Source organism: Actinomadura keratinilytica (assembly GCF_039539665.1).
Classification (GTDB): domain Bacteria; phylum Actinomycetota; class Actinomycetes; order Streptosporangiales; family Streptosporangiaceae; genus Spirillospora; species Spirillospora keratinilytica.
Window position 1 is genome coordinate 1 of record NZ_BAABDO010000084.1, and the last position, 22,598, is coordinate 22,598.

Consider the following 22,598-nt stretch of genomic DNA (forward strand, 5'->3'; position numbering starts at 1 on the left):
CGGAGCCGCGGGCGCCGCGGGTGCCGGAGGCGGGGGGACCGCGGTGGCGTCGGCGAGCGGCCCGGCCGGGGCGGCGGCGGGTGCCGCGGGCGGCGGCGCCGGAACCGCCGGAGGCGCCGCCGGGGTGGCCGGGAAAGTGGCCACCGCGGGAGGCATCAAGGCGATCTTCGGCAGCGCCGGCGTGACGGCGGCGGTGGCCGTCGGGACGGCGGCCGTCGTCGGGACCGGGGCGGTCGTGGGGACGCAGGCGTTCCGGGGAGGGGAGGAGCCGCGGCCGACCCCGAGCGCCTCGACGACGCGGCCCGTCGCGCAGACGGTGACCGCGCAGCCCTGCAAGCTGTTCGCCGCCGGCGCCGACGGCACGGCCATCGGACGGCCGACGCAGGTCCGGCTTCCCGAGCAGGTGCGGCTGCCGCAGGGCGCGGGCGTCTACATCCTGGACGACACGCAGAAGCGGTACATCATCGGCCGGGCCGGGACGGAGTGCGAGCGGTCGTTCGGCGCCAACGGCGGGGTCACCTCGATCGGGCAGACGCGCACCGGCGTCGTCGAGCACAGCTTCCAGGGCTCGGCCTTCGGCATCGAGCTGTCCAAGTGCCAGTACTTCCCCGACTTGGCGCAGCCCCGGCCCGGCGACGACTGCAGCTCGTCGCTGCGGACGCGGCGCGACCTGCCGACCGGCGTGTCCGGCACGCAGGCGATGATCGCCACCGACGCGCCCGACGGCGAGCAGCCCCCGCCGTCCCCCTACGTGTCGGTCACGCTGGCGACGCTGGGCAAGGACGGCGTACCGATGCCGATCCGGTGCGTCATGCCGTGGGACCGGGCGTCCATCTGCACCGCCGCGCTGACGTACTGGTTCGTCCAGAACGTCAAGGGCGTCGGGCAGGCCGACCTCGACCGTGTGGTCAAGACCATCTCCGCCGCCGTCACCTCGTCGCGCCGCTGACCCGACCGCGGCGGTCCGGCCGGGGGGCCGACGGGGGATAACCTGGCCAGGCCATGACTGACAAGACGATCGTTCACCTGTTGCGCCACGGTGAGGTGCACAATCCCGAAGGCGTCCTGTACGGGCGGCTGCCGGGCTATCGGCTCAGCGAGGACGGGGTCCTCATGGCCAAGGCGGCCGCCAAATGGTTCGCCGACCGGGACGTGACCGCGCTGTTCTGCTCGCCCCTGCAGCGGGCGCTGGAGACGGCCGCGCCGCTGGTCGACGCGTTCGGCCTCACGGTGACGGTGGACGACCGCCTCACCGAGGCCGCCAACCACTTCGAGGGGCTGACGTTCGGCGTGGGCAAGGGCTCGCTGCGCCGCCCCGAGCACTGGCGCCACCTGGTGAACCCGTTCAAGCCGTCATGGGGCGAGCCGTACGCCGAGCTCGCCGCCCGCATGAAGGCCGCGGTGATCAGGGCCCGGGAGGCGGCGCGCGGCCACGAGGCGGTGTGCGTCAGCCACCAGCTGCCCATCTGGGTGCTGCGCCGCTACGCCGAGCACCGGCGCCTGTGGCACCACCCGGCCAAGCGGCAGTGCGGGCTGTGCAGCGTGACGAGCCTGACGTTCGAGGGCACCCGCCTGGTGGAGGTCTCCTACTGCGAGCCGGCCGCCGGGCTGGCCAAGGACCCCGGTGTCGCAGGGGCCTGAAACGGCCGCTACATTGAGTACTACGTCCTGTAGTAGGAGGGTTTGGTGAGCCCCCGGATCTCCGCCGTGCCGAGCACCGCAGCGGTCCGGCCCAGGCGCGTCCCGGCCGCCGCCCGGATCGCCGTCGCGGCCGCGATGTGCGGGCTCCTGGCGGGCTGCGCGGGTTCCCAGGCGTCCCAGAACGGGCCCGGCGGCAGCGACAACCGCTTCATCGCGGGCGACGGCTCCGCGCAGGCGATCCCGGTGGCCGACCGCAAGCCCGTGACGGGCGTGCAGGGCGACACCCTGGACGGTGAGAAGGTGGCCCTCGCCGACTTCAAGGGCAAGGTCACCGTGGTGAACTTCTGGGCGTCCTGGTGCGCCCCCTGCCGGGGCGAGGCGCCGTCGCTGGAGCAGGTGCACAGCGAGAACAAGGGCAAGGGCGTGGAGTTCCTCGGGGTGGCCTTCAAGGACAGCAAGCAGAACGCCCAGGCGTTCGAGCGCAAGTTCAAGGTCGGCTACCCGAGTCTGTTCGACGCCGACGGCCGCATCACGCTGGCGTTCCGCTCCGTGCCGCCCAACGCGATCCCCACCACGCTCGTCCTGGACCGCCAGGGCCGCGTCGCCGCCCGCGTCATCGGTGCCACCACCTACTCCAAGCTGAACCCGATCGTGGCCCGGGTCCTCGCGGAGAAGTGATCGTCTCGGCGGGGGTGGACCAGACCGTCACCAGCGGATCGCTGCTGGTGGCGGGACCGCTGGCCGCTCTGGCCGGCCTGGTGTCGTTCGTGTCCCCGTGCGTGCTGCCGCTGGTGCCCGGCTACCTGTCGTACGTGACCGGGATGACCGGCGCCGACCTGGCCGAGCAGCGCCGCGGGCGGCTGGTGGCGGGGGCCGCGCTGTTCATCGCGGGGTTCAGCCTGGTGTTCGTCAGCGCCGGGCTGGCGTTCGGCGGCCTCGGCCGCTGGCTGCTGGAGTACGCCGACCCGATCACCCGGGTGCTCGGCGCGGTCACGATCGTGTTCGGGCTGGCGTTCATGGGCCTGGTGCCCGGGCTGCAGCGCACCGTCAAGTCCGGTCGGCTGCCCGCCGCCGGGCTGGCCGGGGCGCCGCTGCTCGGCGTGCTGTTCGGGCTGGGCTGGACGCCGTGCATCGGCCCCACGCTGGCCGCGGTGCAGGCGCTGTCGTTCAGCGAGGCGTCCGCCGGGCGCGGGGCGCTGCTGTCGCTGGCGTACTGCCTGGGCCTCGGGCTGCCGTTCGTGGCGACCGCGCTGGCCTACCGCCGGGCGCTGGGCGCGTTCGGCGCCGTCAAGCGCCGCTACGGCCTGGTCATGCGGATCGGCGGCGGCATGCTGGTCGCCATCGGCGTGCTGCTGCTGACGGGCCTGTGGGGCGAGCTGACCATTGAGCTGAAGTCGTGGATCGGCGGCTTCGAGACGGTGATCTGACCATGAGCGACACGCCGAACACCGCCGGCGCCGCCTCCGGGACCGTCCGGACGCGCACCGAGGGCGAAGCCCGCACCGAGGGCGAGCAGGACGAGGCCCTGGAGGCCGCGACCGCGACCCCGGCGGATACGGCGGCGCCCGACGACGGCGGCCCCGCGCCCAAGGGGCTGGGCCTGGTCGGCTGGCTGCGCTGGGGCTGGCGCCAGCTGACCTCGATGCGCACCGCGCTGGTGCTGCTGTTCCTGGTGGCGCTGGGCGCGGTGCCCGGCTCGATCCTGCCGCAGCGCGGGCAGGCCCCCGAGCGCGTCGCCGACTACTTCGAGCAGCACAAGACCCTGGCGCCGTGGCTGGACAGGTTCTCGCTGTTCGACGTGTTCGCCGCGCCGTGGTTCGCCGCGATCTACATCCTGCTGTTCGTGTCGCTGGCCGGGTGCGTGCTGCCGCGCGCGTTCCAGCACTACCGGGCGATGCGGTCGCGCCCCCCGGCGGCGCCCCGCAACCTGCTGCGGCTGCCGCAGTCCGCGACGTACGAGACCGACGCCTCGCCCGACGAGGCGCTGACGCAGGCGCGCGCGCTGCTGCGCCGCCGCCGCTTCCGCGTGGACGAGGGGGGAACCCCCGAGACCGGACGCTGGGTGGCGGCAGAGAAGGGCTACCTGGGCGAGACCGGAAACCTGGTGTTCCACCTGGCGCTGCTGGGGCTGCTGTTCGCACTCGGAATCGGCAACGCGTTCGGCTACCGCGGCAACGTGCTGCTGACCGAGGGCAAGTCGTTCGCCAACTCGCTGGCGCAGTACGACCAGTTCACCCCGGGCCGCCAGTTCGACAGCAGCGAGCTGGCCCCGTTCTCCTTCCGGCTGGACGGCTTCACCGCCACGTACGAGACCCAGGGCGAGCGGCGCGGCCAGGCCACCGACTACCTCGCCAAGGTCCGCTACCGGGAGACCCCCACCTCCCCGGAGAAGAGCCACGACCTGCGCGTCAACCACCCCCTCAAGGTGGGCGGCGCCAAGGTGTACCTGCTGAACCACGGGTACTCGCCGGTGTTCACGGTGCGCGACGCCAAAGGCGACATCGCCTACCAGGACGCCGTGCCGTTCCTTCCGATGGAGCAGCGCAACTACACCTCCGAGGGCGTCATCAAGGCCCCCGACGCCGAACCCGAGCAGCTGGCGTTCTACGCGATCCTGTGGCCGAGCGCCGCGTCGTCGGAGGACGGCAAGCAGATCGTCTCGGCGTTCCCCGCGGCGCTGCGCCCGGTGGTGACCATCACCGCGTTCAAGGGCGACATCGGCCTGGACTCGGGCAACCCCCAGTCGGTGTACCGGCTGGAGGGCATCGGCAAGACGCTGCAGCCCGTCAAGGACGGTCAGAAGCTGCTGGAGCCGGGCCAGACGTTCGAGCTGCCGGACGGCTCGGGCTCGATCACCTTCGAGGGCGTGCGGGAGTGGGCGAGCCTGTCGGTCAACCGCGACCCGGGCCGCATGCCCGCCCTCGTCGCGGCCGTCCTCGCCGTGATGGGCCTGGTCGCCTCGCTCATGGTGCGCCGCCGCAGGGTGTGGGTCCGTGCGCGGCCCGGCGGCGGGCGTACCGTGGTCGAGGTCGGCGGGCTCACGCTCGGCCACCCGACATCCGAATTCGACGACATCGTGACCGCGCTGCGGGGTACCGAGGACGCCCCGAAGGACGGCCGGGAGAAGGACGCCTCCGGCGGGGCGGACGCGTCGGCAACCGAAGCGAAGGAGTGACCAGGTGAGTAGTGCCGAGCTCGCCGAGCTGAGCGACAAGCTCATGCTGAGCACCGTCGTGCTGTACATCGTCGCCATGGTCGCCTACGCGGCCGATCTCGGCTTCCGCCGCCGCCCGGCGGCCGCCGAGACCGGCGCCGACGCCGAGGTGAAGACGAAGGCCAGGACCGAGGCCAAGGTCCTGGTCGGCGCCGGCGGCGCGGGCGCGGCCGCCGACGCGCAGGCGACCGCCGAGCCGGCCGCCGAGGCCACCGCCGACGCGGAGGAGGACGAGCCCACCGGCAACCGCATCGAGTGGGCGCGGCTGGCCGTCCTGCTGAACGTCCTCGGCTGGGGCGCCCACCTGGGCGTCCTGGTGACCCGCGCGGCCGCCGCGGGCCGCTGGCCGTGGGCGAACATGTACGAGTTCCTCACCGCGATCGCGTTCGCCGCGGTGACCGCCTTCCTGATCGTGATGTGGCGGTTCCGGGCCCGCTTCCTCGGCGCCTTCGTGATGCTGGCCGCGGTGGTCGCGCTCGGCATCGCCAACATCTGGCTCTACAACTCGGTGGGCCCGGTCGTCCCGGCGCTCAACTCGTACTGGATCGCCATCCACGTCAGCGCCGCCATCGTGGCGACCGGCGCGTTCACCGTCGCCGGCGCGTCCACCGTCCTCTACATGCTCAAGAGCCGGCAGGAGGCGCGCGGCAAAGCCGACGAGGGCGGGTGGGCGCGCATCCCGGCGGCCGACGCGCTGGACCGCATGGCGTTCCGCGTCACCACGTTCGCCTTCCCGATCTGGACCGCCGCGATCATCATGGGCGCGATCTGGGCGGACGAGGCCTGGGGCCGCTACTGGGGCTGGGACCCCAAGGAGATCTGGTCGTTCGTCACCTGGATCGGGTACGCCGCCTACCTGCACGCCCGCGCGACCGCCGGGTGGAAGGGCCGCCGCGCCGCGATCCTGTCGCTGGTGGCGTTCGCCGCGCTGCTGTTCAACTTCTTCGGCGTGAACTACATGTTCTCGGGTCTGCACTCCTACGCCTGACCGCCGCAGCTCCCGACCGCCGCGTCCGACCACGGCGTCTGACCACGGCGTCCGACCACAGCGCACGACTCCGGCGCGGCGGTCGGACGCGGTGACCAGATGCTGGAACCGGGCGGGGATCAGGCGCGCTCGTCGTCACCGCCGCGCAGACGGCGGTCGAGCTCGCGCAGGAAGGCCGGATCGTCGTCGGGGCCCTTGGGCGCGTCCGGACGGGGAGCGGGGCCGGGCATGCCGACGAGGGGACGGCGGGGACGGCCCAGCGCCAGCCACAGGGCGGCGCCGGGGAAGGCGCCCAGCAGCACGATCAGGAACCAGCCGAACTTGGGCAGGTGACGTACCTCTCCCTCGTCCGCGGCCAGCACGTCGAACAGGCAGAACAGCCACACTCCGACCAGGACGAGGGCGAGCAGCACATACGCCATGTCACGAGAGTAGTCCGTAACTTGCGGGGATGACGGAGAGTCGGCCGGGGGCTTACTCTGCCACGGAGGCCCGATGCGGGCCCGCTGACAGAGGAGCCCGATGCGCTTCAGAGGCATCCACCGCAGACCCCGGGCGAGCAGGGACGCGGCGTACTCGCCTTCGCCGCCGGACTCGTCCCAGGATCCGCCGCGGTCCACGGACCCGGCCCGCGCCGCCGACGCGGCACGCATCCCGCGCTGGGTGCGGCCGCGCCTCAACCAGCCGCGCGACCGCTTCGGCCGGTTCCGCAAGGCCGGCCGCGACGACGCCTTCACCGCAGCCGACGCGACCCGCGCGGACGCCGACCCGGACGCCCTCCCGGGCGCCGTCCCGGACCGCGGCAGGCGCCCCCGGGGCAGGCACGTCAGCCCCCGCGACGGCTTCTCCTGGCGCGACTTCGAACTGGACGACGAACCGCGGCGGCCGCGCGTCGAACCCCACCCGCCGGGCCTGCCGCACGCCCCGGACGGGCGGCGGCACTGCGGCGTGCTGGAGCGCATCCTGCACCGGCAGTGGGACGCCCGGCAGGGCCCGCCGACGCCCGAGGTGATCCGCGCGGTGGAGAGCCTGGCGGCGCTGCCCGACCAGTTGAAGGCCAAACTGGCCGCCGGACTGGACGGCATCTACGTCGGACCGGGCGGCGTCCCGGAGCTGGACGACATGGGCCACCTGCGCGACCGGCCCCTGCCGTCCGGCACGGCCACCTGGGACATCTGCGCGGGCGCCTACGGCGACCGCAAGATCGTCGTGGGCGACCGGCCGTCCCCGACCCCCGACGTGATGATGCACGAGGTCGGCCACGCGCTCGACGACATCGACGGCGGCCCCGGCGGCTGGACGTCCGACAGCCCGGAGTTCCGCGCCCTCTACGACCGGGTCCGTCCGCATCTGGCGAGCGACTTCCACAAGCAGCCCGCGGCGCTCGGCCGCCGCGAGTTCTTCGCCGACGCGTTCGCCGCGATCTCCGCCCGCCAGCGCCCCGCCCTGGTCGATATGCTCGCCGGCGACATCCGGCTGGCGCTGGATGTCATGCTGTTCTTCAACCGACGCTTCGGGATCTGACATGCCGATCCGTACCAGCCGCGACGACGACCGGCCCAGGCCGGTGTGCGACGACCAGCACCGAAGGTGATCGACGATGTACGTGATCCGGCTGCCCGACGGCAGGCTCCGCGTTCCGCACAGCGTTCTGGCCGACTCCGCGGAGGGAACGGGACGGATCATCGCCCAGGCGTATGTGGAGATCGGTCCCGGCGACCCCGACTACGACCGGCTGCTCGGCCAGTCGCTGACCGAGGAGGAGCTGGCGGAGAAGCGGCGCCGGTGGCGGGACGAGGATGCGGACCTGCTGCGCCGGTTCGAAGAGTGGAAGGCGGACCTGGAGGGCGGCGGACCGTCCGGAGCGGAAGGGTGATCGCGCGACCGGATGCCGGGCGGAGGGGTGGCCGCCGGGCCGCCGGACCGGACGGACCGGCGGGATCAGCGCGCCGAGTGCTCGGCGACCGGCTCTTCCCCGCGCAGCAGCGCGTGCACTTCCGACTCGCGGAAGCGGCGGTGGCCCCCGGGAGTGCGGATGCTGCTGATCCTGCCCGCCGCGGCCCATCGGGTGACCGTCTTCGGATCGACCCGGAAGAGGGCGGCGACCTCTCCGGGGGTCAGCAGGCGCTCGCTGGTGCTTTCCACGTTGTCTCTCCCCCTTTGTCCCGCTCTCGGTGCGGGTGGACTGTTTCTAGTGTGGCGGCTCAAGACCGATTTCTCCCTTGTTTTCGGAAAAGATCACCGAGCGTAGCCGGTTGACCTGCACAAATAACGAGAAGTAAATGGGGCATCGGCCCCTGCGGTCACATCAGCCCCCGCAGCACGCGCGAATCGTCACCGGAACCAGGGGTTCCCGCGCGACGTACCGCACGGCATAGTCTCCCTCACATGTCGGATCTCGTGTCACTGGCGGACATCGAGCGGGCCGCCGAACGGCTGGCCGGAGTCTGCGTGCGCACCCCGCTCGTCCCCTTTCCCTCGACCGACCCCCCGCTGCTGGTGAAGGCCGAGTCGTTCCAGCCGATCGGCGCGTTCAAACTGCGCGGCGCGTACGCGACGATCTCGGCGCTGCCGGACGGGCAACGCGCGCGCGGCGTGGTGACGCATTCCAGCGGCAACCACGCGCAGGCCGTCGCCTACACCGCGCGCCTGCTCGGAATTCGCGCGGTGCTGGTCATTCCGCACACCACTCCGGGAGTGAAGGTCGAGGCCTGCGTCCGGCACGGCGCCGAGATCGTGTACGTGGAACCCACTATGGAGGCCCGGACCGCCACCGCCGAAAAACTCGCCGAGGCGCACGGGTTCGCGATGATTCCGCCGTTCGACGATCCGCGGATCGTGGCCGGGCAGGGCACCGTGGGGCTGGAGATCGCCCGGGACTGCCCGGAGGCCGATGTGGTGCTCGTCCCCGTGGGCGGCGGCGGACTGCTGGCGGGCGTGGCCACCGCGGTCAAGGCGCTGCGCCCGGAGGCGAAGGTGATCGGCGTGGAGCCCGAACTGGCCGCCGACGCCCGCGCCTCGCTGCGCGCCGGGCACCCGGTGTCCTGGGCCGCCGAGGAGACCGGCCGCACCGTCGCCGACGCCCTGCGCGCCCAGCGGCTCGGCGACGTGCCGTTCGCGCACATCGGCGAGTACGTCGACGGCATCGTCACGGTCACCGAGGACGAGATCCGCCAGGGGGTGCGCCGCCTGGCCCGCGAGGCCCGGCTGATCGCCGAGCCCGCCGGCGCCGTGGCGACCGCCGCGTACCTGTTCCGCCGCGACGAGCTGCCGGACGCGCGCACCTACGTGTCGGTCCTGTCGGGCGGCAACGTCGATCCGGCCCTGTTCCTGGACCTCTACGCCTGAGTCCCCGGCGGGCTGCGCCGAGGGGCGGGGGGTGATGGACCGGACGAAGGGCGCAGGTAGGCTCTGAACCGTCATGCGAGCCGTCCTCGTCTACACCGCCGCCCGCCTGGGCATCTTCCTGGCCACCGCGGGCGTGCTCTGGCTGACGCCGATGCAGAAGGCGCCGCTGTTCCTGCTGCTGGGCGCGCTGCTGATCAGCGGGCTGATCAGCTATGTGCTGCTGTCCGCGCAGCGCGACGCGATGTCGGCGTCGGTGGTGGCGGGGCTGAGCCGGCGCCGCAGCCGTTTCGAGCGGTCCCGCGCCCGAGAGGACACCTGAACCCCGCCCCCTAGGCTGGGGGCATGACCCGCGCCTTCCTCGACAAGCGGCCCACCGACGTGGCCGCGATGTTCGACCGCACCGCCGAACGCTACGACCTCCTCAACAGCCTCATGACCGGCGGCCGCGACCGGTACTGGCGGCGCGAGGTCGTCCAGGCGCTGGACGCCGGCCCCGGCGAGAAGGTGCTGGACCTGGCCGCCGGCACCGGCACCTCCGCGGTGCCGTTCGCCGCGGCCGGAGCCCGCACCGTCGCCTGCGACTTCTCCCTCGGCATGCTGCGCGTGGGCACGCGCCGCAACGGCGGCCCGGCGGGCCCGCGCTTCGTCGCCGGCGACGCGCTGCGCCTGCCGTTCGCCGACGGGGCGTTCGACGCCGTGACGATCTCCTTCGGGCTGCGCAACGTCGCCGACACCGTCCAGGCGCTGCGCGAGCTGCGCCGCGTCACCCGCCCGGGCGGCCGGCTGCTGGTGTGTGAGGTCAGTCACCCGCCCAACGCGCTGCTGCGCTTCGGGCACCGCCTGCACCTGCGCTACGGGCTGCCGCTGCTCGCGCGGGTCAGCTCCAACCCCGAGTCCTACCGCTACCTGGCCGAGTCCACGCTGGCCTGGCCCGACCAGGCCGCACTCGCCCGGCTGCTGCAGGAGGCGGGCTGGACGTCGGTGCGCTGGCGCGACCTGACGTTCGGGGTGGTGGCGCTGCACCATGCCGTCAACGCCGGCTGAACCGGGCACGGCCGTTGGGACCGGTCCAAAACCGGGCGGGCCCAGAGGTACCCATCGGCCGTCAAGAAGGAATAGACTCCCTGACGAAAACCTTGTGAAGTACTTCACAAGCGAACGAGCTGAGAAGGAACGCTGTGACCGACTCCACCCGACAGGCAGATGTCATCGTCGTCGGGGCCGGCCCCGCGGGGTCGTCGACCGCCTACTGGCTGGCCCAGGCGGGCCTCGATGTGCTGCTGCTGGAGAAGGCCACGTTCCCGCGCGACAAGATCTGCGGTGACGGGCTGACCCCGCGCGCCGTGCGCGCGCTGGTCGGCATGGGCGTGGACGTCAACGCCCCCGGCTGGGCCCGCAACAAGGGCCTGCGCATCTACGGCGGCGGCGTCAAGGTCGAGCTGCCCTGGCCCGAGCTCGCCAGCTTCCCCGACTACGGCCTGGTGCGCCCCCGCATGGACCTCGACCAGCTGCTGGCCGAGCACGCCGCCAAGGCCGGCGCCCGGCTGCTGCAGGGCTGCACCGTCACCGGCCCGATCCTGCACGAGCGCAACGACCGCATCATCGGCGTCACCGCCAAGTACCTCGGCGAGGAGGTGGAGTTCCACGCGCCGCTGGTGGTCGCGGCCGACGGCAACTCCACCCGGCTGTCGGTCGCCATGGGGCTGCGCCGCCGCGAGGACCGCCCCATGGGCGTGGCCGTCCGCCGGTACTTCCGGACGCCCCGCCACGACGACGAGTACATGGAGGCGTGGCTGGAGCTGTGGGACGGGCAGCGCCTGCTCCCCGGCTACGGCTGGGTCTTCCCGGTCGGCGACGGCACCTCCAACGTGGGCCTCGGCCTGCTCAACACCAGCAAGGCGTTCCAGAACGTCGACTACCGCGGCATGATGCGCGCCTGGTGCGCGCAGATGCCCGAGGAGTGGCAGTTCGACGAGGACCACGCCACCGGACCGATCCGCGGCGCCGCGCTGCCCATGGGCTTCAACCGGCAGCCCCACTACACCCGCGGCATGCTGCTGGTCGGCGACGCCGGCGGCATGGTCAACCCGTTCAACGGCGAGGGCATCGACTACGCGCTGGAGTCCGGCCGGCTGGCCGCCGACATCATGGTGCAGGCCCTGTCCCGCCGCACCCCCGCCCAGCGCGAGCGGACGCTCCACGAGTACCCGCGCATCCTCAAGGACGAGCACGGCGGCTACTTCACGCTGGCCCGCATCTTCGTCCAGGCCATCGGCGACCCGCGGGTGATGAAGTTCCTCACCTCGCACGGCCTGCCGCACCCCACCCTGATGCGCTTCACGCTCAAGCTGCTGGCCAACCTGACCGACCGGCGTGGCGGCGACGCCATGGACCGCCTCATCAACGCGATGCAGAAGGTGGCGCCGGCGGCATGAGCGAGAGCACGCCATGAGCGTGGGCCGACCCCCGAGGGGAGTGGATTTGGTCACCTTGGCTAAGGTGGCGACCCGTGTCCGTGAGAATCCTCACGGACCTGCGACGGGTCACGCCGCCGCGCTGGCGCGTCCGGTCCGCGCCGCCCGCACCCTGATGGGCGGCACCGGGCCGCGTGCCTCGTACAGCGTCGTACGAACCGAGGAGGGGGTGTAGAGACATGGATCTCTATGTTCCGATCATCGTGCTGGGGGTGCTCGCCTTCGGGTTCGCCGTCTTCTCGGTGCTGGCGGCGTCAGTCACCGGCCCCAAGCGGTGGAACCGCGCCAAGCTCGAGGCGTACGAGTGCGGCATCGAGCCGACGCCGCAGCCGGCGGGCGGCGGGCGCTTCCCGATCAAGTACTACCTGACGGCGATGCTGTTCATCGTCTTCGACATCGAGATCATCTTCCTCTACCCCTGGGCGGTCGCCTTCGACCGTCTGGGGCTTTTCGGTTTGGTGGAGATGGTCCTGTTCATCCTCACCGTGCTGGTGGCGTACGCCTACATCTGGCGGCGCGGTGGTCTGGAGTGGGACTGACATGGGCCTGGAAGAGAAACTCCCGAGCGGCTTCCTGCTGACCACGGTGGAGCAGGTCGCCGGGTGGGCGCGCGCCAGCTCCGTGTGGCCGGCCACGTTCGGCCTGGCCTGCTGCGCGATCGAGATGATGGCGGCCGGCGACCCGCGGCACGACTTCTCCCGGTGGGGCATGGAGCGCGCCTCGGCCACGCCGCGGCAGGCCGACCTGATGATCGTGGCGGGCCGGGTGAGCCAGAAGATGGCGCCGGTGCTGCGGCAGATCTACGACCAGATGACCGAGCCCAAGTGGGTCATCGCGATGGGCGTGTGCGCCTCGTCCGGCGGCATGTTCAACAACTACGCGATCGTGCAGGGCGTCGACCACATCGTCCCGGTGGACATCTACCTGCCCGGCTGCCCGCCGCGGCCGGAGATGCTGCTGGACGCGATCCTCAAGCTGCACGACAAGATCCGCAACACCAAGCTCGGCGCGCAGCGCCGCAGGCAGATCGCCGAGCTGGAGGAGGCCAAGCGGCGGCAGCTGCCGCTGCTCGGCCAGCCGGGAGGTGCGCTGTGAGCTCCCAGCATCCGGAGCGCAAGGCCGAGCAGGCCGCCGACCGGCTGCCCGCACAGGCCGAGCCCGAGCCGCAGGAGCAGCCCATCGTCCGGCGCGGCATGTTCGGCGCCAAGACCACCGGCGACACCTCCGGCTACGGCCGCCTGGTGATCCGGCAGGCGCCGAAGGTGGCGACGCCGCGCCCCTACGGCGGGCCGGACGTCACCGGCGAACCCGGCGAGTTCGACGAGATCGCCGACTCGCTGGAGCGGTCCCTCACCGGTTTCGACGACGCCGTCGAACGCGTCGTCGTCGACCGCGGCGAGCTGACGTTCCACGTGCGGCGCGAGCGGCTGCCGGACGTGGCGCGGCGCCTGCGCGACGAGCCCGACCTGCGGTTCGAGCTGTGCACCGGGGTGTCCGGCGTGCACTACCCGCAGGACACCGGGGCCGAGCTGCACGCCGTCTACCACCTGCTGTCCATCACGCACAACCGGCGGGTCCGGCTCGAGGTCGCCTGCCCCGACGCCGACCCGCACATCCCGTCGGTCGTGTCGGTCTACCCGACCGCCGACTGGCACGAGCGGGAGACCTACGACTTCTTCGGCATCGTGTTCGACGGTCATCCGGCGCTGACCCGCATCGAGATGCCCGACGACTGGGTGGGCCACCCGCAGCGCAAGGACTACCCCCTCGGCGGGATCCCCGTCGAGTACCGCGGCGCGGAGACCCCGCCGCCGGACCAGCGGAGGTCGTACACGTGAGCCCGTCCACCAAGTACACCGAGTACGACGCCTACGCCGCCGCCGACGAGGAGGTGGCCGAGGGCCGGGTCTTCGACGTCAGCGGGCAGGACTGGGACCAGGTCGTGTCCGGCGCCGAGGACCTCGGCGACGAGCGCCTGGTGATCAACATGGGTCCGCAGCACCCGTCCACGCACGGGGTGCTGCGGCTGATCCTCACCCTCGACGGCGAGACGGTGACCGAGGCGCGGGTGGGCATCGGCTACCTGCACACCGGCATCGAGAAGAACATGGAGTTCCGCACCTGGACGCAGGGCACCACGTTCTGCACCCGGATGGACTACCTGGCGCCGATCTTCAACGAGACGGCGTACTGCCTGGGTGTGGAGAAGCTGCTCGGCATCACCGACCAGGTGCCCGAGCGGGCCCAGATCATCCGGGTGATGATGATGGAGCTCAACCGGATCTCCTCGCACCTGGTCGCGATCGCCACGTTCGGCCTGGAGCTCGGTGCCACCACCGTCATGCTCAACGGGTTCATCGAGCGCGAGTACACCCTCGACCTGTTCGAGGAGATCTGCGGGCTGCGGATGAACATGGCCTACGTGCGGCCCGGCGGCGTGGCGCAGGACCTGCCGAGCGGCGCGCTGAGCAAGCTGCGCGACTACCTGGACCGCATGCCCAAGCGCATCCAGGCGCTGCGCAAGCTGATGGACCACAACCCGGTCTACCTGGCCCGCACCAAGGACATCGCCTACCTGGACCTGACCGGCTGCATGGCCCTCGGCGTGACCGGCCCGGTGCTGCGCGCCACCGGCCTGCCCTGGGACCTGCGCAAGTCCCAGCCCTACTGCGGCTACGAGACCTACGACTTCGACGTCGTCACCGAGGACACCTGCGACGTGTACGGGCGCTACCTGGTGCGCGTGCGCGAGATGGAGGAGTCCCTGAAGATCGTCGAGCAGTGCGTGGAGCGGCTGCAGACGGTCAAGGGCCCGGTGATGATCGAGGACAAGAAGATCGGGTGGCCCGCCCAGCTGGCCATCGGCGCCGACGGCATGGGCAACTCGCCCCGCCACATCGCGCACATCATGGGCACCTCGATGGAGGCCCTGATCCACCACTTCAAACTGGTGACCGAGGGCTTCCGCGTCCCGGCCGGCCAGGCGTACGCGGCGGTGGAGGCGCCGCGCGGCGAGCTCGGCGTGCACGTCGTCAGCGACGGCGGCACCCGCCCGTACCGCGTGCACTTCCGCGACCCGTCGTTCACCAACCTGCAGGCCGTCCCGGCGATGTGCGAGGGCGGCATGGTGGCCGACGTCATCGCGGCGGTCGCCAGCATCGACCCGGTGATGGGGGGAGTCGACCGATGAGCTACTCCGTGGAGACGCGCGAGCGGCTGGAACGGGACGCCAAAGAGATCATCGCGCGGTACCCCAAGCCGCGTTCGGCGCTGCTGCCGCTGCTGCACCTGGTGCAGTCGGAGGACGGCTACATCAGCCAGGACGGCATCGAGTTCTGCGCCGAGCAGCTCGGCATCACGCCCGCGCAGGTCACCGGCGTCGCCACCTTCTACACCATGTACAAGCGCCGGCCCGCCGGCGAGTACCACGTCGGGGTGTGCACCAACACGCTGTGCGCGGTGATGGGCGGCGACCAGATCTGGGACGAGCTGAGCGAGCACCTCGGCGTCGGCCACGACGAGGCCACCCCGGACGGCAAGATCTCGCTGGAGCGCCTGGAGTGCAACGCGGCCTGCGACTTCGCGCCCGTGATGATGGTCAACTGGGAGTTCTTCGACAACATGACTCCCGAGAAGGCCAGGCAGCTGGTCGACGACCTGCGCGCGGGCAAGCAGGTCGCGCCGACCCGGGGGCCGAACAAGCTGTGCACCTGGAAGGAGGCGTCCCGGGTCCTGGCGGGGTTCCCCGACGGACGGGCGCACGAGGGCGTGCAGGCCGGCCCCGAGTCGCTGCGCGGCCTGGAGCTGGCCAAGCGGAACGGCTGGACCGCTCCGCCCGCCGACCGGGCGCCGGGCGAGGGCGCGGACGGCGGCGACGGGCGGGCCGAGCCCGGTAGTCAGGAGGGGCGCACCAAGTGACCACGACGCTCACCCCCGTCCTCACCAGGAACTGGGACCAGCCCGACTCGTTCACCCGCGCGGCGTACGAGCGGGCCGGCGGCTACCGGGCGCTGCGCAAGGCGTTCACGATGGACCCCGACGACATCGTGCAGGCGGTGAAGGACTCCGGGCTGCGCGGACGCGGCGGCGCCGGGTTCCCCACCGGCATGAAGTGGGGCTTCCTGCCGCCGAGCAGCCCCAACCCCCGCTACCTGGTGGTCAACGCCGACGAGTCCGAACCGGGCACGTGCAAGGACATCCCGCTGATGATGGCCAACCCGCACGTGCTGGTCGAGGGCGTCATCATCAGCTCCTACGCGATCCGGTCCAACCACGCGTTCATCTACGTGCGCGGCGAGGTGCTGCACGTCATCCGCCGGCTGCAGCAGGCGGTCGCGGAGGCCTACGAGGCCGGCTACCTCGGCAAGAACATCCTCGGCTCCGGCTTCGACCTGGAGCTGGTGGTGCACACCGGCGCGGGCGCCTACATCTGCGGCGAGGAGACGGCGCTGCTGGACTCGCTCGAGGGCTACCGCGGACAACCCCGGCTCAAGCCTCCCTTCCCGGCCGTCGCCGGCCTGTACGGCGGGCCTACGGTCATCAACAACGTCGAGTCGATCTCGTCGGTTCCCTCGATCGTGGCCAACGGGCCCGACTGGTTCGCCTCGATGGGCACCGAGAAGTCCAAGGGCTTCGGCATCTTCTCGCTGTCGGGGCACGTCACCCGGCCCGGCCAGTACGAGGCGCCGCTCGGGGTGACGCTGCGGGAGCTGCTCGACATGGCGGGCGGCATCCGCGCCGGGCACCGGCTGAAGTTCTGGACGCCGGGCGGCTCGTCCACCCCGCTGTTCACCGAGGAGCACCTGGACGTCCCGCTGGACTTCGAGTCCGTCGGCGCGGCCGGGTCCATGCTCGGCACCCGGGCGCTGCAGATCTTCGACGAGACCACCTGCGTGGTGCGGGCCGTGCTGCGCTGGGCGGAGTTCTACGCGCACGAGTCGTGCGGCAAGTGCACGCCGTGCCGCGAGGGCACCTACTGGTACAAGCAGATGCTCAAGCGGCTGGAGGCCGGACAGGGCACCGAGGAGGACCTGGAGACCCTGCTCGACCTGTCCAGCAACATCCTCGGCCGGTCGTTCTGCGCGCTCGGCGACGGCGCGACCAGCCCGGTCACGTCGTCCATCAAGCTGTTCCGCGACGAGTACCTCCAGCACTTCGAGCAAGGCGGCTGTCCGTTCGACCCGGCCGCCTCCACCCTCTGGGGAGGTGACGGCAAGTGACGGTGACCAAGGGCGACGCCGCCCCGGCCGAGCAGACCGAAGAACTGGTGAAGGTCACCATCGACGGGTTCGAGATCGAGGTGCCCAAGGGCACGCTGATCATCCGGGCCGCCGAGCTGCTGGGCATCCAGATCCCGCGGTTCTGCGACCACCCGCTGCTCGACCCGGTCGGGGCGTGCCGCCAGTGCCTGGTGGAGATCCCCGACGCGGGCAACGGGCGCGGCATGCCCAAGCCGCAGGCGTCCTGCACCACCGCGGTCATGCCGGGCATGGTGGTCAAGACGCAGCTCACCTCGCCGGTGGCCGACAAGGCCCAGCACGGCGTGATGGAGCTGCTGCTGATCAACCACCCGCTGGACTGCCCGATCTGCGACAAGGGCGGCGAGTGCCCGCTGCAGAACCAGGCGATGTCCAACGGGCGCGGCGAGTCGCGGTTCACCGAGACCAAGCGCACCTTCCCCAAGCCGATCGCGCTGTCCAGCCAGGTGCTGCTGGACCGCGAGCGGTGCATCCAGTGCGCCCGGTGCACCCGCTTCTCCGACCAGATCGCCGGGGACGCGTTCATCGACCTGTTCGAACGCGGCGCCAAGGAGCAGGTCGGCGCCGCCGAGGACCGGCCGTTCCAGTCCTACTTCTCCGGCAACACCGTGCAGATCTGCCCGGTGGGCGCGCTCACCGGCGCGGCGTACCGGTTCCGGTCCCGCCCGTTCGACCTGGTGTCCACGCCGACCGTGTGCGAGCACTGCGCGGCCGGCTGCGCGCTGCGCACCGACCACCGGCGCGGCAAGATCACCCGGCGGCTGGCCGGGGACGACCCGCAGGTCAACGAGGAGTGGAACTGCGACAAGGGCCGGTGGGCGTTCACCTACGCCACCCAGCCCGACCGGCTCACCCACCCGCTGGTGCGCAACGAGGACGGGGAGCTGGAGGCCGCGTCCTGGCCGGAGGCCCTCGCCGTCGCGGCCAAGGGCCTGGCGGCGGCGCGCGGCAACGCGGGCGTGCTGACCGGCGGGCGCCTCACCCTCGAGGACGCCTACGCCTACGCCAAGTTCGCCCGGATCGCGCTCGGCACCAACGACGTCGACTTCCGCGCCCGCCCGCACTCGCGCGAGGAGGCCGAGTTCCTGGCGTCCTCGGTCGCGGGCCGCTCCATCGAGGTGTCCTACACCGACCTGGAGAAGGCCCCGGTGGTGCTGCTGGCCGGGTTCGAGCCGGAGGAGGAGTCGCCGATCGTCTTCCTGCGGCTGCGCAAGGGCTTCCGCAAGAAGGGCGTGAAGGTCTACTCGATCGCCCCGTACGCCACCCGCGGCCTGAAGAAGATGGGCGGCACCCTGCTGCCGACCCTGCCGGGCGCCGAGGCCGAGGTCATCGGCACCCTCACCACCGCGACCGGCGGCGGCGACGGGGTCGCCGCCGTCCACCGGCTGCTGTCGCAGCCCGGCGCGGTGGTGCTGGCCGGTGAGCGGCTGGCCGCCAGCCCCGGCGCGCTGTCCAGCCTGATCCGGCTCGGCCAGGTCACCGGCGCGAAGATCGCGTGGGTGCCGCGCCGGGCCGGCGAGCGCGGCGCGCTGGAGGCCGGGGCGCTGCCCGGCCTGCTGCCGATCGGCCGCCCGGTCAGCGACCCCGAGGCGCGCGCCGAGGTCGCCCGGGTGTGGGGCGTGGCCGACCTGCCCGCCGCCCCCGGCCGCGACACCGCCGGGATCCTGGCGGCCGCGCGGAGCGAGGGCGCCGCCCTGCTGGTCGGCGGGGTCGACCCCTACGACCTGCCCGATCCGGCCGCCGCGCTGGAGGCCATCGAGGCCGCCTCGTTCGTGGTGAGCCTGGAGCAGCGGGTCAGCGCCGTCACCGACCGCGCCGACGTGGTGCTGCCGGTCGCGGCCGTCCCGGAGAAGTCCGGCACGTTCGTCGACTGGGAGGGCCGCGGCCGCCAGTTCGACACCGCGCTCAAGTCCGCCGCGAAGCTGTCGGACCTGCGGGTGCTGGACGCCCTGGCCGGCGAGATGGACGTGCACCTGGGCCTGCCCGGCCCCGAGGCCGCCCGCCGCGAGCTGACCGAGCTGGGCGCCTACCGGGGCGAGCGGCCCGCCGCGCCGGACGTGACCCCGTTCGTGCCGCCGCGTCCGGGCGAGGGCGAGGCGCTGCTGGCCACCTGGAAGCTGCTGCTCGACAAGGGCCGCATGCAGGACGGTGAGCCGTACCTGGCCGGGACCGCCAAACCGGCGGTGGCCCGGCTGTCGCCCGCGACCGCCGCCGAGATCGGCGCCGCCGAGGGCGGCACGGTGACGGTGTCGTCGCAGACCCGCGGCGCGCTGACGCTGCCTTTGGAGATCGTCCCGGACCTGCCGGACCGCGTGGTGTGGCTGCCGACCGACTCCGCGGGCTGCGCGCTGTACCGGGAGCTGGGCGCCGGCACCGGGCAGATCGTCAAGATCGCCGCGGGTGACGGCGCCGCCGCCGGCTCCGCGACCACGGCTGGAGGTGCCGCATGAGCCTGACCGCTTTGGCCGCCGCGCCCGCCGAGACCGGCCCCACGCTGGAGGACTTCGGCAAGGACCCCTGGTGGCTGATCCTCGGCAAGGTCCTGGCCATCTTCGTCTTCCTCGTGCTGACGGTGCTGCTGTCGATGTGGGTCGAGCGGCGCGTCATCGGCCGGATGCAGCTGCGCGTCGGCCCCAACCGCGCGGGCCCCTTCGGCCTGCTGCAGGGGCTGGCCGACGGCATCAAGCTGGCGCTGAAGGAGGACATCGTCCCCCGCGGCGTCGACAAGGTGGTGTTCGTCCTGGCGCCGATCGTGTCGGCCGCCCCGGCGTTCATCGCCTTCTCCATCATCCCGTTCGGACCCGAGGTGTCGGTCTTCGGGCACCACACCCCGCTGCAGGGCACCGACCTGCCGGTGGCGGTGCTGCTGGTGCTGGCCATGGCGTCCATGGGCGCCTACGGCATCGTGCTGGCGGGCTGGTCGTCGATGTCGCCGTACTCGCTGCTGGGCGGGCTGCGCTCGTCCGCGCAGATCATCTCCTACGAGATCGCGATGTCGCTGTCGTTCGTGGCGGTGTTCCTGTTCGCCGGGACGATGTCGACCTCGGGGATCGTGGCGGCGCAGGCCGACACCTGGTACGTGGTGCTGCTGTTCCCGTCCTTCGCCGTCTACGTCATCACGATGATGGGCGAGTCGAACCGCATCCCGTTCGACCTGCCCGAGGGCGAGGGCGAGATCGTCGGCGGGTTCCACACCGAGTACTCGTCGCTGAAGTTCGCGATGTTCTTCCTCGCCGAGTACATCAACCTGGCGACCCTGTCGGCGCTGTGCACCACCCTGTTCCTGGGCGGCTGGCGCGCGCCCGCGCCGATCTCCACGTTCTGGGAGGGCGCCAACCAGGGCTGGTGGCCGGTGCTGTGGTTCCTGGTCAAGGTGTGGGCGTTCATCTTCTTCTTCATCTGGCTGCGCGGTTCGCTGCCCCGCGTCCGCTACGACCAGCTGATGAAGCTGGGCTGGAAGGTGCTGATGCCCTTCTCGCTCGGCTGGATCGTGCTGGTCGCCACCATCCAGGCGTTCAAGAACGAGGGCTACGAGGTCCGGCAGATCATGCTGATCGTCGCGGTCGTCGCCGCCGTCGTCCTGGTCGCCACCGTGCTGTGGGAGATGGTCCGGGGCGGCTCCGCGGCGGAGGCCGAGGCCGCCAAGTCCGGCTCCGGCGCCGCCGCGGGCGGTGCGGGCAAGGCGGCCGCTCCGGCGGACGCCGCGGCGGGCGGCTTCCCGGTGCCGCCGCTGGACGCCCCGCACTACCACGGGAAGGCCGGCAAGACCCGTACCCCGTCCAAGGAGGTCACCAGTGGGACTCACTGACTTCCTGAACCCGGTCAAGGGGTTCGGGGTCTCGTTCCACCAGATGTTCATGAAGAGCGAGACCGTCCAGTACCCCGAGGTCAAGAAGCCGACCGCGCCGCGCTTCCACGGCCGGCACCAGCTCAACCGGTGGCCGGACGGGCTGGAGAAGTGCGTCGGGTGCGAGCTGTGCGCCTGGGCCTGCCCGGCCGACGCCATCTACGTGGAGGGCGCCGACAACACCGAGGAGGAGCGCTACTCCCCGGGCGAGCGGTACGGGCGCGTCTACCAGATCAACTATCTGCGCTGCATCCTGTGCGGCCTGTGCATCGAGGCGTGCCCCACCCGGGCGCTGACGATGACCAACGAGTACGAGCTGGCCGACGACAGCCGCGAGAGCCTGATCTACACCAAGGACATGCTGCTGGCGCCGCTGCGCGAGGGCATGGAGGCGCCGCCGCACCCCATGCGGCTCGGCGAGACCGAGGAGGAGTACTACCGCCTCGGCCTGCAGCCCGAGGAGCCCGCGCCCACCGTCCCGGCCGAGGACGGCGGGCGCGCGAGCGTGGACGCGGCCGCGGAGCGCGAGGGCCGGCGCAAGCGCAAGAGCGGAGACAAGAAGTGAACGCGCAGGTGCTGGCGGCCCAGCACGCGCCGGTGCTGGCGCAGGTCGCCGACAGGCAGTCGGGCGAGCCGTTCTTCTTCTGGCTGCTGGCCATCGTGTCGGTGTGCGCCGCGCTCGGCATGATCTTCATGCGGCGGGCGGTGCACTCGGCGCTGCTGCTGGCGGTGGTGATGCTGTCGCTGGCCGCGCTGTACGCGGTCCAGGGGGCGCCGTTCCTGGCGTTCGTCCAGGTGATCGTGTACACCGGCGCGGTGCTGATGCTGTTCCTGTTCGTGCTGATGCTGGTCGGGGTGAGCTCCACCGACTCGCTGGTGGAGACGATCCGCGGCCAGCGGCTGTGGGCGGCGGTCGCCGGGCTCGGCTTCCTGGTGCTGGTGACCGCGGGGCTCGGCAACGCGGCGCTGGACGACTCGGCCGGGCTGGTGCAGGCCAACCAGGACGGCAACGTCATCGGCCTGGCGCGGCTGCTGTTCGGCAAGTACGTGTTCGCGTTCGAGGCGACCAGCGCGCTGCTGATCACGGCGGCGCTGGGCGCGATGGTGCTGGCGCACCGCGAGCGCACCACGCCCAAGCCGACGCAGAAGGACCTGGCCAAGCGGCGGTTCCAGACCGGCAAGCACCCCGGCCCGCTGCCCGGCCCCGGCACCTACGCCCGGCACAACGCGGTCGACATGCCGGCGATGCTGCCCGACGGCACCCCGTCGGAGCTGTCGGTCAGCCCGATCATCGCGGCCCGCGTCGACACCGCGCGGCGGCACGCCGACCTGGAGGGCGGCAGCGAGACGGCGGCCGTCCAGGCGGACCTGACCGCGGTGCGCGCGGCGACCGCCGAGGCGGACGCGGCGGGCGCGCAGGAGCGCGAGACCAAGAGCGGCGCCCCCGTGTCCGGCGGCTCGCCCGAGGCGGGCGGCGGCGCGGGCGGCTCCGGCGGCGCCGCGACGAGCGAAGGGGAGGCAGGTCAATGAGTCCCGGGCACTACCTGGCGCTCTCGGCGATCCTGTTCACCATCGGGGGCGTGGGCGTGCTGGTCCGCCGCAACGCGATCGTGGTGTTCATGTGCGTCGAGCTCATGCTCAACGCCGCGAACCTGGCGTTCGTGTCGTTCGCCCGCATGCACGGCAACCTCGAAGGCCAGATCATCGCCTTCTTCGTGATGGTGGTGGCCGCCGCGGAGGTCGTGGTGGGTCTGGCGATCATCATGACCATCTTCAGAACCCGCAGGTCCTCGTCGGTGGACGACGCGAACCTGCTGAAGTACTGAGA

Annotated in this window: 25 protein-coding genes; 23 read left to right on the forward strand and 2 right to left on the reverse strand. The window is 72.1% G+C overall.

Annotation, left to right across the window (positions count from 1 at the left end; translation table 11 throughout):
• From ABD879_RS22955 to ccsB, 6 genes are all read left to right on the forward strand, one after another.
• The coding region (locus ABD879_RS22955; protein WP_345023623.1) for a hypothetical protein at positions 1-949 on the forward strand (949 nt) is incomplete at its 5' end.
• A 53-nt stretch (positions 950-1,002) separates the two neighbouring features.
• Positions 1,003-1,641, forward strand: a complete 639-nt coding sequence (locus tag ABD879_RS22960) for a histidine phosphatase family protein (RefSeq protein WP_345023624.1) — start codon at positions 1,003-1,005, stop codon at positions 1,639-1,641.
• A gap of 45 nt (positions 1,642-1,686) precedes the next feature.
• Positions 1,687-2,319: a TlpA family protein disulfide reductase gene (locus ABD879_RS22965; protein WP_345023625.1), complete on the forward strand. Its 633-nt coding sequence runs from the start codon at positions 1,687-1,689 to the stop codon at positions 2,317-2,319.
• 14 nt (positions 2,320-2,333) lie between these two features.
• A complete protein-coding gene (locus ABD879_RS22970; protein WP_345023626.1) occupies positions 2,334-3,068 on the forward strand; it encodes a cytochrome c biogenesis CcdA family protein in 735 nt (244 codons plus the stop codon).
• A gap of 2 nt (positions 3,069-3,070) precedes the next feature.
• Positions 3,071-4,816 (forward strand): cytochrome c biogenesis protein ResB, encoded by a 1,746-nt coding sequence (gene resB / locus ABD879_RS22975; RefSeq protein ID WP_345023627.1) that lies wholly within the window; start codon positions 3,071-3,073, stop codon positions 4,814-4,816.
• Between the two features lie 4 nt (positions 4,817-4,820).
• Entirely contained in the window at positions 4,821-5,843 is a 1,023-nt protein-coding gene (gene ccsB, locus ABD879_RS22980; protein WP_345023628.1) for a c-type cytochrome biogenesis protein CcsB, read from the forward strand.
• A 119-nt stretch (positions 5,844-5,962) separates the two neighbouring features.
• Here the strand turns inward: ccsB and ABD879_RS22985 are convergent, their stop codons facing one another.
• Positions 5,963-6,265 carry a PLDc N-terminal domain-containing protein gene (locus tag ABD879_RS22985; RefSeq protein WP_345023630.1) on the reverse strand — a complete coding sequence of 101 codons (303 nt, stop codon included), beginning with the start codon at positions 6,263-6,265 and terminating at the stop codon, positions 5,963-5,965.
• A gap of 100 nt (positions 6,266-6,365) precedes the next feature.
• On the opposite strand from ABD879_RS22985, the gene ABD879_RS22990 reads away from it, so the two are divergent.
• Positions 6,366-7,367: a hypothetical protein gene (locus ABD879_RS22990; RefSeq protein WP_345023631.1), complete on the forward strand. Its 1,002-nt coding sequence runs from the start codon at positions 6,366-6,368 to the stop codon at positions 7,365-7,367.
• 76 nt (positions 7,368-7,443) lie between these two features.
• Positions 7,444-7,719, forward strand: coding sequence for a hypothetical protein (locus tag ABD879_RS22995; RefSeq protein ID WP_345023632.1), 276 nt, complete (start codon positions 7,444-7,446; stop codon positions 7,717-7,719).
• Positions 7,720-7,784: 65 nt separating this feature from the next.
• Here the strand turns inward: ABD879_RS22995 and ABD879_RS23000 are convergent, their stop codons facing one another.
• Complete coding sequence (locus ABD879_RS23000; RefSeq protein ID WP_021593176.1) at positions 7,785-7,988, reverse strand: BldC family transcriptional regulator; 204 nt, start codon at positions 7,986-7,988, stop codon at positions 7,785-7,787.
• Positions 7,989-8,231: 243 nt separating this feature from the next.
• Here ABD879_RS23000 and ABD879_RS23005 point away from each other — a divergent pair, with 243 nt between their 5' ends.
• From ABD879_RS23005 to nuoK, 15 genes are all read left to right on the forward strand, one after another.
• A complete protein-coding gene (locus ABD879_RS23005; protein WP_345023633.1) occupies positions 8,232-9,191 on the forward strand; it encodes a threonine ammonia-lyase in 960 nt (319 codons plus the stop codon).
• Between the two features lie 73 nt (positions 9,192-9,264).
• Positions 9,265-9,510, forward strand: a complete 246-nt coding sequence (locus ABD879_RS23010; protein ID WP_345023634.1) for a DUF4229 domain-containing protein — start codon at positions 9,265-9,267, stop codon at positions 9,508-9,510.
• A gap of 23 nt (positions 9,511-9,533) precedes the next feature.
• Positions 9,534-10,235, forward strand: a complete 702-nt coding sequence (locus ABD879_RS23015) for a demethylmenaquinone methyltransferase (RefSeq protein ID WP_345023635.1) — start codon at positions 9,534-9,536, stop codon at positions 10,233-10,235.
• Between the two features lie 134 nt (positions 10,236-10,369).
• Positions 10,370-11,626, forward strand: a complete 1,257-nt coding sequence (locus ABD879_RS23020; RefSeq protein WP_345023636.1) for a geranylgeranyl reductase family protein — start codon at positions 10,370-10,372, stop codon at positions 11,624-11,626.
• A gap of 218 nt (positions 11,627-11,844) precedes the next feature.
• Positions 11,845-12,204: an NADH-quinone oxidoreductase subunit A gene (locus ABD879_RS23025; protein WP_345023637.1), complete on the forward strand. Its 360-nt coding sequence runs from the start codon at positions 11,845-11,847 to the stop codon at positions 12,202-12,204.
• A 1-nt stretch (position 12,205) separates the two neighbouring features.
• Positions 12,206-12,760, forward strand: coding sequence for a NuoB/complex I 20 kDa subunit family protein (locus tag ABD879_RS23030; RefSeq protein WP_345023639.1), 555 nt, complete (start codon positions 12,206-12,208; stop codon positions 12,758-12,760).
• Entirely contained in the window at positions 12,757-13,503 is a 747-nt protein-coding gene (locus ABD879_RS23035; RefSeq protein WP_345023640.1) for an NADH-quinone oxidoreductase subunit C, read from the forward strand. The genes ABD879_RS23030 and ABD879_RS23035 overlap by 4 nt, the downstream gene beginning before the upstream one ends.
• A 53-nt stretch (positions 13,504-13,556) precedes the next feature.
• Positions 13,557-14,855, forward strand: a complete 1,299-nt coding sequence (locus ABD879_RS23040; protein WP_345023652.1) for an NADH-quinone oxidoreductase subunit D — start codon at positions 13,557-13,559, stop codon at positions 14,853-14,855.
• Entirely contained in the window at positions 14,852-15,583 is a 732-nt protein-coding gene (nuoE, locus tag ABD879_RS23045) for an NADH-quinone oxidoreductase subunit NuoE (RefSeq protein ID WP_345023641.1), read from the forward strand. The genes ABD879_RS23040 and nuoE overlap by 4 nt, the downstream gene beginning before the upstream one ends.
• Entirely contained in the window at positions 15,580-16,884 is a 1,305-nt protein-coding gene (gene nuoF / locus ABD879_RS23050) for an NADH-quinone oxidoreductase subunit NuoF (RefSeq protein ID WP_345023642.1), read from the forward strand. Before nuoE ends, nuoF begins: the two co-directional genes overlap by 4 nt.
• Positions 16,881-19,373 carry an NADH-quinone oxidoreductase subunit G gene (locus ABD879_RS23055; RefSeq protein WP_345023643.1) on the forward strand — a complete coding sequence of 831 codons (2,493 nt, stop codon included), beginning with the start codon at positions 16,881-16,883 and terminating at the stop codon, positions 19,371-19,373. The genes nuoF and ABD879_RS23055 overlap by 4 nt, the downstream gene beginning before the upstream one ends.
• Positions 19,370-20,731 carry an NADH-quinone oxidoreductase subunit NuoH gene (gene nuoH / locus ABD879_RS23060; protein WP_345023644.1) on the forward strand — a complete coding sequence of 454 codons (1,362 nt, stop codon included), beginning with the start codon at positions 19,370-19,372 and terminating at the stop codon, positions 20,729-20,731. Before ABD879_RS23055 ends, nuoH begins: the two co-directional genes overlap by 4 nt.
• Entirely contained in the window at positions 20,718-21,335 is a 618-nt protein-coding gene (gene nuoI, locus ABD879_RS23065) for an NADH-quinone oxidoreductase subunit NuoI (RefSeq protein ID WP_345023645.1), read from the forward strand. The genes nuoH and nuoI overlap by 14 nt, the downstream gene beginning before the upstream one ends.
• On the forward strand, positions 21,332-22,300 hold the full coding sequence (locus ABD879_RS23070; protein WP_345023646.1) for an NADH-quinone oxidoreductase subunit J: 969 nt from the start codon (positions 21,332-21,334) through the stop codon (positions 22,298-22,300). The genes nuoI and ABD879_RS23070 overlap by 4 nt, the downstream gene beginning before the upstream one ends.
• Positions 22,297-22,596, forward strand: a complete 300-nt coding sequence (gene nuoK / locus ABD879_RS23075) for an NADH-quinone oxidoreductase subunit NuoK (protein ID WP_285497126.1) — start codon at positions 22,297-22,299, stop codon at positions 22,594-22,596. The genes ABD879_RS23070 and nuoK overlap by 4 nt, the downstream gene beginning before the upstream one ends.
• Positions 22,597-22,598: the final 2 nt, after the last annotated feature.

Bases quoted from the DNA above. Each gene is read 5' to 3' on its own strand.
- ABD879_RS22960 (WP_345023624.1), top strand. From the start codon at position 1,003: ATGACTGACAAGACGATCGTTCACCTGTTGCGCCACGGTGAGGTGCAC.
- resB (WP_345023627.1), top strand. From the start codon at position 3,071: ATGAGCGACACGCCGAACACCGCCGGCGCCGCCTCCGGGACCGTCCGG.
- ABD879_RS22985 (WP_345023630.1), bottom strand. From the start codon at position 6,265: ATGGCGTATGTGCTGCTCGCCCTCGTCCTGGTCGGAGTGTGGCTGTTC.
- ABD879_RS22990 (WP_345023631.1), top strand. From the start codon at position 6,366: ATGCGCTTCAGAGGCATCCACCGCAGACCCCGGGCGAGCAGGGACGCG.
- ABD879_RS22995 (WP_345023632.1), top strand. From the start codon at position 7,444: ATGTACGTGATCCGGCTGCCCGACGGCAGGCTCCGCGTTCCGCACAGC.
- ABD879_RS23005 (WP_345023633.1), top strand. From the start codon at position 8,232: ATGTCGGATCTCGTGTCACTGGCGGACATCGAGCGGGCCGCCGAACGG.
- ABD879_RS23010 (WP_345023634.1), top strand. From the start codon at position 9,265: ATGCGAGCCGTCCTCGTCTACACCGCCGCCCGCCTGGGCATCTTCCTG.
- ABD879_RS23015 (WP_345023635.1), top strand. From the start codon at position 9,534: ATGACCCGCGCCTTCCTCGACAAGCGGCCCACCGACGTGGCCGCGATG.
- ABD879_RS23025 (WP_345023637.1), top strand. From the start codon at position 11,845: ATGGATCTCTATGTTCCGATCATCGTGCTGGGGGTGCTCGCCTTCGGG.
- ABD879_RS23030 (WP_345023639.1), top strand. From the start codon at position 12,206: ATGGGCCTGGAAGAGAAACTCCCGAGCGGCTTCCTGCTGACCACGGTG.
- nuoE (WP_345023641.1), top strand. From the start codon at position 14,852: ATGAGCTACTCCGTGGAGACGCGCGAGCGGCTGGAACGGGACGCCAAA.
- nuoH (WP_345023644.1), top strand. From the start codon at position 19,370: ATGAGCCTGACCGCTTTGGCCGCCGCGCCCGCCGAGACCGGCCCCACG.
- nuoK (WP_285497126.1), top strand. From the start codon at position 22,297: ATGAGTCCCGGGCACTACCTGGCGCTCTCGGCGATCCTGTTCACCATC.